This is a genomic window from Halovenus aranensis (assembly GCF_900100385.1).
Lineage (GTDB): Archaea > Halobacteriota > Halobacteria > Halobacteriales > Haloarculaceae > Halovenus > Halovenus aranensis.
In genome coordinates this window covers 81,957-88,650 of the sequence record NZ_FNFC01000014.1, presented here as the reverse complement: position 1 = coordinate 88,650, position 6,694 = coordinate 81,957, and the positions used below count along the sequence as shown (strand labels likewise).

At 65.8% G+C, this 6,694-nt stretch carries 4 protein-coding genes and 1 pseudogene; 3 read left to right on the top strand and 2 right to left on the bottom strand.

The genetic code is table 11. From position 1 onward, the window contains the following. Positions 1–107: 107 nt before the first annotated feature. Positions 108–695, top strand: a pseudogene (locus BLR34_RS13875) (Sir2 family NAD-dependent protein deacetylase); the annotation flags it as partial. Here BLR34_RS13875 and BLR34_RS13870 read toward each other — a convergent pair. Continuing rightward, positions 692–1,135: a DUF5793 family protein gene (locus BLR34_RS13870; protein WP_092704069.1), complete on the bottom strand. Its 444-nt coding sequence runs from the start codon at positions 1,133–1,135 to the stop codon at positions 692–694. The pseudogene BLR34_RS13875 and the gene BLR34_RS13870 sit on opposite strands and share 4 nt — an antisense overlap. A gap of 294 nt (positions 1,136–1,429) precedes the next feature. Here BLR34_RS13870 and BLR34_RS13865 point away from each other — a divergent pair, with 294 nt between their 5' ends. Beyond that, on the top strand, positions 1,430–4,153 hold the full coding sequence (locus BLR34_RS13865; protein WP_176765336.1) for an Hvo_1808 family surface protein: 2,724 nt from the start codon (positions 1,430–1,432) through the stop codon (positions 4,151–4,153). A 53-nt stretch (positions 4,154–4,206) separates the two neighbouring features. Further along, on the top strand, positions 4,207–6,054 hold the full coding sequence (locus BLR34_RS13860) for an outer membrane protein assembly factor BamB family protein (RefSeq protein ID WP_092704065.1): 1,848 nt from the start codon (positions 4,207–4,209) through the stop codon (positions 6,052–6,054). Here the strand turns inward: BLR34_RS13860 and phoU are convergent. Continuing rightward, positions 6,044–6,694 (bottom strand): phosphate signaling complex protein PhoU, encoded by a 651-nt coding sequence (gene phoU, locus BLR34_RS13855; protein ID WP_092704063.1) that lies wholly within the window; start codon positions 6,692–6,694, stop codon positions 6,044–6,046. The two genes, BLR34_RS13860 and phoU, sit on opposite strands and share 11 nt — an antisense overlap.

Genomic DNA, 6,694 nt, shown 5'->3' with positions numbered 1-6,694 from the left:
AGGCTCACCAGCGCTTCGGAGACGCTTCACGACCAGTTCGATCTGATTCACCGGCATCAGACGAGATTACGCGGCTGTCAATGTGATCGACTGAGTTTCGCTACGCTCGATTCCAGGCCGAGCCGGCAACGTTCTGGGAGCGACGCGTCGAAATGCACGAGGCGGTCTATGGCGGAAACGTCACGCCGAACGCCGCACACGACGCGCTCGCTGCACTCGAAACGGCGGGCGCACTCGACGCCGTCGTCACACAGAACATCGACGGGCTTCACGAGGCCGCCGGCTCGGAGACTGTCGTCGAACTCCACGGCAACGCCGACCGCGTCGTCTGTGAGTCGTGTGGCCGGCGCGCCGATGCGGCCCCAGTACGTGGCCGTGTCGCCGACGGAGAGACACCCCCGCGATGTGGGGAATGTGACGGACTACTCAAGCCGGATGTCGTACTGTTTGGCGAGTCACTTCCACGCGCGTCGTTACAGTTGGCCCGCGACCACGCACGCAAGGCCGATGTCTTTCTCGCGGCCGGCTCGTCGCTGTCGGTCGAGCCGGCAGCGTCGCTTCCCAGAACAGCGACACGGCAGGGGGGGACGCTGGTGGTCGTCAACCTCGAATCGACGCCGGTCTCGGAGCGTGCCGACTACGAGGTGCTGGCCGACGTGACCGACGTGTTACCCGCAGTCGCCGAGGCCGTCTAAAGCTCGACGCCGCTTGGAATGAGGCTGTGTTGTCGCAGCAGGTCGCCCTGACTGTCGTAGACGAACAGCGCGTCCATCTCGTGTTCGAGCGGGTCGTCCTCGCGCTCGATACGGACCCGGTAGCTGCCGGCGTCGCCGTCGGCGTCACGTGCCGTCCCCACGAGGTCGAGTACCGTCTCTGCCGGAACGTTCACTTCGAGCAGGTACTCCCCGGTGACGCGGTGGGTGAGGCTGAATACGCCCGTCGGGTCGGCCGCCTCCAGTGAGTCTTGTAATCGGAACGCCGCGTCTATCTCTGTGGCGGGGTAGGGGTCGCCGTCCTCACCAGTCAGTTGCGCGGTGAGGGTTGCGGTGGGACCAGTGTATGCAACGACGAGCGTGGGAGGGTTCGGCTCGGCGTCGGGAAGTTCGACGGTGACTGTGAAGTTATCACGCCTCATTCGGTCATTGATACCTAGGGTCCGCTCACCAATTAACGTAACGCCGGTCTCGCCGAGGCGTCGTGCACTGCGAGGACGGTTAAGCGCCCGTTCCACCGGCTGTATCGAGAGGCTACTCAAATCTGTCGGGCGGTTTCCGCCCCCGAAACGTTTGGAGCGGCTTTTGTTCGACCGCACTGAGAAGATGATAGAATGGACAGCGTTCGATGGCGGAGGCGAGCGTCTCGACTGCTGGCGCTGGGTCTCTGCCTGCTAGCGGTATGTACAGGACTGGCCCTCGTCGCCGGGCCGGCGGTGGCTGACGATACGGCACAGGCCAACGACACTATCCCGGGGACAGTGGTCGAAAACGACACGGCCGACCCCGAGTCGGACCGGCTGGGGTGGGAGAACGGCGTCTGGGCGAACGCGACGCTCTCGATAACCCAGTCCGACGGCATCAACGAGACGGAACTGGACGCGGTCGTCGCGCGGACGATGGCACGCGTCGAGGCAGTCCGGGGAATCGAGTTCGACCGGACGCCGCCCGTTCGGATACTCCTCCCCCGCGAACAGCGCGCAGAGAGCGAGCAACTGCAGTACGCCGACGTACAGCGGACGCGTCTCAACGCGACCTACGAGGCGCTCTTTCTCATCAACGAAACAGAAAGCGCCGTCGACTCCAAGCAGGCGCTGCGTGGCAACGGCGTCAACGGCTACTACAGCCCCGAAACAGGCAACGTGACGATGGTCTCGCCGAACAGTTCGGTCCCCCAGATTCGGGAGGGCGTGCTCGCACAGGAGCTGTTCCACGCCCAACAGGACGCCCAGTTCGACCTGCCTGAGGTTCGGACAATCGAGCAGCGAAACGCCCGTAACGGCTACGTCGAAGGTGACGCGAACTACGTGCAGGACCGCTACGAGCAACGCTGTGGCGAGACGTGGACGTGCTATCGACCCGAGCGAGAGAGCTATCCCGACCTCTCGGGCGTCGACGACGGCATGATGACGCTGTTCCGCCAACCCTACCAGTCGGGTTATGCCTTCGTCCGCGACCGGCATCAGGAGTCGGGCTGGGAGGCTGTCGACGAACTCTACGAGAACCCACCCGAGAGTACCGAACAGGTAATCCATCCCGAAAAATACGGCGCGGACACCCCTACGAACGTTCGGGTGCGCGACCGGAGTTCGGCCGCGTGGCAACCCCTGACTGTCGACGGCGTCCAGTTTACGCAGTCGGTCGGCGAGGCCGGGCTCTACGTCGCATTGCTCTCGCCGCTGCAGGAAACCGCCGGCCGTCGGGCAATCATTCCGCTCGATAACCACCGAGTGGGTGGATTGGGCGATGCGGTCACCAGAAGCTACGACCACCCGGCCACGGCGGGCTGGGACGGCGACAAGCTGCTCCCCTACACCGCCGCCGAGGGGAACGCGACGGGCTACGTCTACGAGACCGCCTGGGACAGCCCCGAAGACGCACGCGAGTTCCACGACGCCTACCGCAAGCTGCTTGCATACCACGGAGCCGAACCGGTCGTTGGCAAATCGGACACCTACCGCATCCCCGAATCCAGCGGCTTCGCCGACGCCATCTACCTCAACCGGACTGGCGACCGCCTGCGAATCGTCAACGCTCCCTCGGTCGACGCGCTCAGCGAGATTCGAGCAGGTGCCGCGCCGCCAGCCTCGGGGCCAGACGGCCAGTGGAGCCACCTGCTCTGGAAAGCAGACCTTGACGCCGACCGCCTCACCGACCCGGTCGCAGTCGAGGGTACCGTGTCGGTGTACGACGGCGACGCAATATACGGTATCGACCGAGACGAGGGCAGCCTCCTCTGGACAAAGGCAGTGAACGAATCGATTGTCGCCGACGTGACCGCGGCAGATGGAACCATCTACGCCGGGACGTTCGACTCGACCGTTCTCGCAGTCGACGCCACGACCGGCGAACAGCAGTGGACGAGCCAGGTCGACGACCGTATGGTCACCGCGCCGGCCGTTGCCGACGGAACCACCTACGTCACGACGACTGCGGGTACTCTGTACGCACTAAACGCGACGACCGGCGAGCAGCGATGGAGGACACAGCTAAACGGCACGACCCGGTCGATTCAGGTCGTCGGTGATACCGTTCTCACCAGGAACCTGACCACACACTTCGGCGTAGACACACAGACAGGTACAATCGAGTGGAGTGTTCCGTCCAGCGGACGGCTCCTCGCGCCGCCGGTCGCATCGGACGGAACGGTGTACACTGGGAGCTTCAACAGAACCAGAGACACCAGTTCCCTCTCTGCGGTCAATCCCGCCACCGGAGAGACTCGATGGAGAGAGGAGCGAAACGGCTCGGCACCGACGCGGCTCGTCGTCACCGACGAGATGGTGTACGCAAACGCGTTCAACACCAGCGACCAGAGCGGCCAGCTTTTGGCCATCGAACGAGCGTCTGGCAAGCAACGGTGGACCGTCGAGTTCGAGCGGCCGGTCACCGCCACAGCAGTCGATAACGGAACCCTCTACGCTGGGACCGCCGGTGGCGAGCTTCGCGCAATCGAGGGCACGACGGGAGATGAGAAGTGGACCGTCGATGCCGACGGCGCTGTCAACGCGCCACTCGTCGTCGCGAACGAGACGCTTTACGCTGGTACGAAGGCCGGGACACTCACGGCGCTCGCCACAACAACGGGCGAACAGCGGTGGGCGGTCTTTGCCGACGGGTTGGCGAGTATTTCACCGACGCTCGTCGACGGGGCAGTCTATGCCAGAGCCGCGCCCAGCCTGTACGCCGTCGAGATGCCCGCCACAGAAGGCTCCACTGATACGGGAGCAGGTGACGCGGCCGGCGACGGTGGAACTGACGAGACCAGCGACGAGACGCCAGCGGAGAACAGCGAATCGACCCCCGACGAGACCGAACGCGAGCCGACAGCCACGAGCCCGCAGGACACACAGACCGCGAGCGAGGACGGGTCCGGGTTCGGTATCGTCGCCGCGGTGGTGGCGCTCGGCCTGATTGCGGTCGCACGGAGCCGCCGCTGACGGCCGGGACCGAGTGAACGCAGTTTTAACCGCGGGCTAACTAGGCCCGGACAATGACCCAGACCCGGCGGCAGTTTCTTGCCTCAGTCGCGGGAGCGACAGCCGCGGGTACCCTCGCCCGTCAGAGTACGACCGCGAGTACAGCCACACCGACCGACCGCACCACGACGCAGGCGACAGGCGCGTGGCCGATGTACGCCGCCGACCTAGCGAACACCGGCTACGCCGCCGAAACGACCGGGCCGACCGACGACGTGGGCCCGGCCTGGGAGTACGACACCGGCGGGCAGATAACCGCCGGGGCCGCCGTCGCCGACGGCACCGTCTACGTTAGTACTCACGCCGGCGCAGTCGCCGCACTCAACGCCACGGATGGGACCGAACGCTGGCGCTTCGAGGTCGACAGCGAGGTGAAGACGACGCCGGCAGTCGTCGGGGACACCCTCTACGTCGGCACACAGGCGGGTGTCGTCTACGCGGTCGACACCGCAGGCGGTGAGGAGCTGTGGCGGTTCGGCACCGGCGACGCAGTGACCTCCTCGCCAGCGGTCGTCGACGAGACCGCCTACGTCGGCAGCAGAGACGGCAACATCTATGCTATCGACACGACCGACGGGACCGAGCGCTGGCGCTTCGAGACCGAGTTCTGGATACGCTCCTCGCCGGCGGTCGTCGACGGCACCGTCTACACTGGGAGCGACGACGGCAAGCTCTATGCCATCGACGCCGAAAACGGCGAACAGCTGTGGTCGTTTCCCGTCTCGACGAGAGGGGTCTCCAGTTCGCCGGCGGTCGTCGACGGCACCGTCTACATCGGCGGCATGGACCAGCGCCTGTATGCCGTCGACGCCACCGACGGCAGCGGCGTCTGGTGGTTCGAGACGGGCGGGACTATTTCGGCCGCGCCCGCCGTCGTCGGGGACACGGTCTATGTCACCAGCCGGAGCCACGAGGTGTACGCTGTCGATGCTGCCGAAGGAGAGGAACGCTGGTCGTTCGACACAGGCAGGCAGGTTTCGTCTGCGCCCGCCGTCGCCGACGGCGTCGTCTACGTCGGCAGCGAGAGCGAGGCGGTGTTCGGTATCGACGCCGCCGAAGGCGAGGAACTCTGGTCGATGGACACCACCCGTCCGGTCTCGGCCGCCCCTGCTGTGGTCTCGGGGACGGTGTACATCGGCACCGAGAGCGGGACGCTCTACGCGCTCGAAGACGGGTTCGCCTCGGCCGCCCCCGTGATTGAGGCAGACGACGGAGGAAGTGCGGGTCCGACAGCGTCACCGTCGCCTTTCGAGGACCTCAGCTACCTCGCACTCCCCCTGACTGCTGCGGGCGCGGTGACGGCCATCGCCGGGGGTTACTACACGCTCACCCGTATGGGTGCCTTCGACTCCATCGACAGCGCGAGCGACGTGTTCGCCGAGGAGACAGACGCGGGGGCCGTCGACGAAGACGACGAGCCTGAGACAACCGAGGAACCCGAGGAGACGACGGCCGAGTCCACATCCGACTCTGCGGCCAAGCCGTCACAGCTCTGGCAACTGGTCGTCGACGACGTGACCGAGCGGGCCGGCGAGACGGAGACGCGAGCCATCGAGGACTTCGTCGTGACCAAACACCTCGACCGCGAGACGCTGTCTGCGCCAGTTCTCGTCTACGAAATCGAGTCCGTCCGCGAGGAACCCGCCCGCGTTCGCCTCACCGAGGAGTTGGTCTCGACGGACGGCGACACACAGCCCCTCGGCGACAGCTGGGAGGTAACCGACGACGAACTGGCCTTCGAGACGGTGGTCGAACCCGGCGAGACGGTGACAACCCTCGTGGGCCGGCCGGACTGTCCGGCAGAGCGCGCCGGTGACCTGCTGGAGAAGCCGACAGTCAGCGTCGACCCGGTCAGTAAATGAGGTCGTCCTCGCGGTCGACCATGTAGACGGTCCGCGCACAGACGTTGACCGCGTGGTCGCCGACGCGCTCGATGTCACGAATGGCGAGCAGCATCCGAGAAACGGGTTCGAGCGCCGGGTCGTCGGACGCCATCAGCTCTCGGACCACCGTTTCGCTCGCGTCGGCACACGCCTCGTCGAGCGCGTCGTCACGCTCTGCGACGGCGCGAGCAGCGTCGGCGTCGTCCCGAGCGTAGGCACGGAGTGCGTCGTCGACCATCTCGCCGGCGGTCGTCGCAAGCGGTTCGAGTGCGACAGTCTCCTCGACGTCGCCCTCCGCTTCGCGCCCGTAGCGGGCGAGATTCGTCGCCAGGTCACCGACGCGTTCGATGTCAGTGAGAATCTTGAACGACGCGGTGATAAACCGCAGGTCGCCGGCGACCGGCTGCTGGAGCGCGACCAGCTCGGTACAGCGGGCCTCGGTGTCGAGATACCACTCGTTGATTTCTGTGTCACCGTCGATAACGCGGTCTGCAGTTCTCGGGTCGCCAGTAGCGAGTGCCTCGACAGCCAGTGCGTACCGGTCACAGACCAAGTCGCCGAGCGCCGCCACCTCGCCGCGGAGTTCCCAGAGCTGTTCCTGATAGCGCTCTCGGGGCAT

Bases quoted from the DNA above. Each gene is read 5' to 3' on its own strand.
- BLR34_RS13870 (WP_092704069.1), bottom strand. From the start codon at position 1,135: ATGAGGCGTGATAACTTCACAGTCACCGTCGAACTTCCCGACGCCGAG.
- BLR34_RS13860 (WP_092704065.1), top strand. From the start codon at position 4,207: ATGACCCAGACCCGGCGGCAGTTTCTTGCCTCAGTCGCGGGAGCGACA.
- phoU (WP_092704063.1), bottom strand. From the start codon at position 6,694: ATGCCCCGAGAGCGCTATCAGGAACAGCTCTGGGAACTCCGCGGCGAG.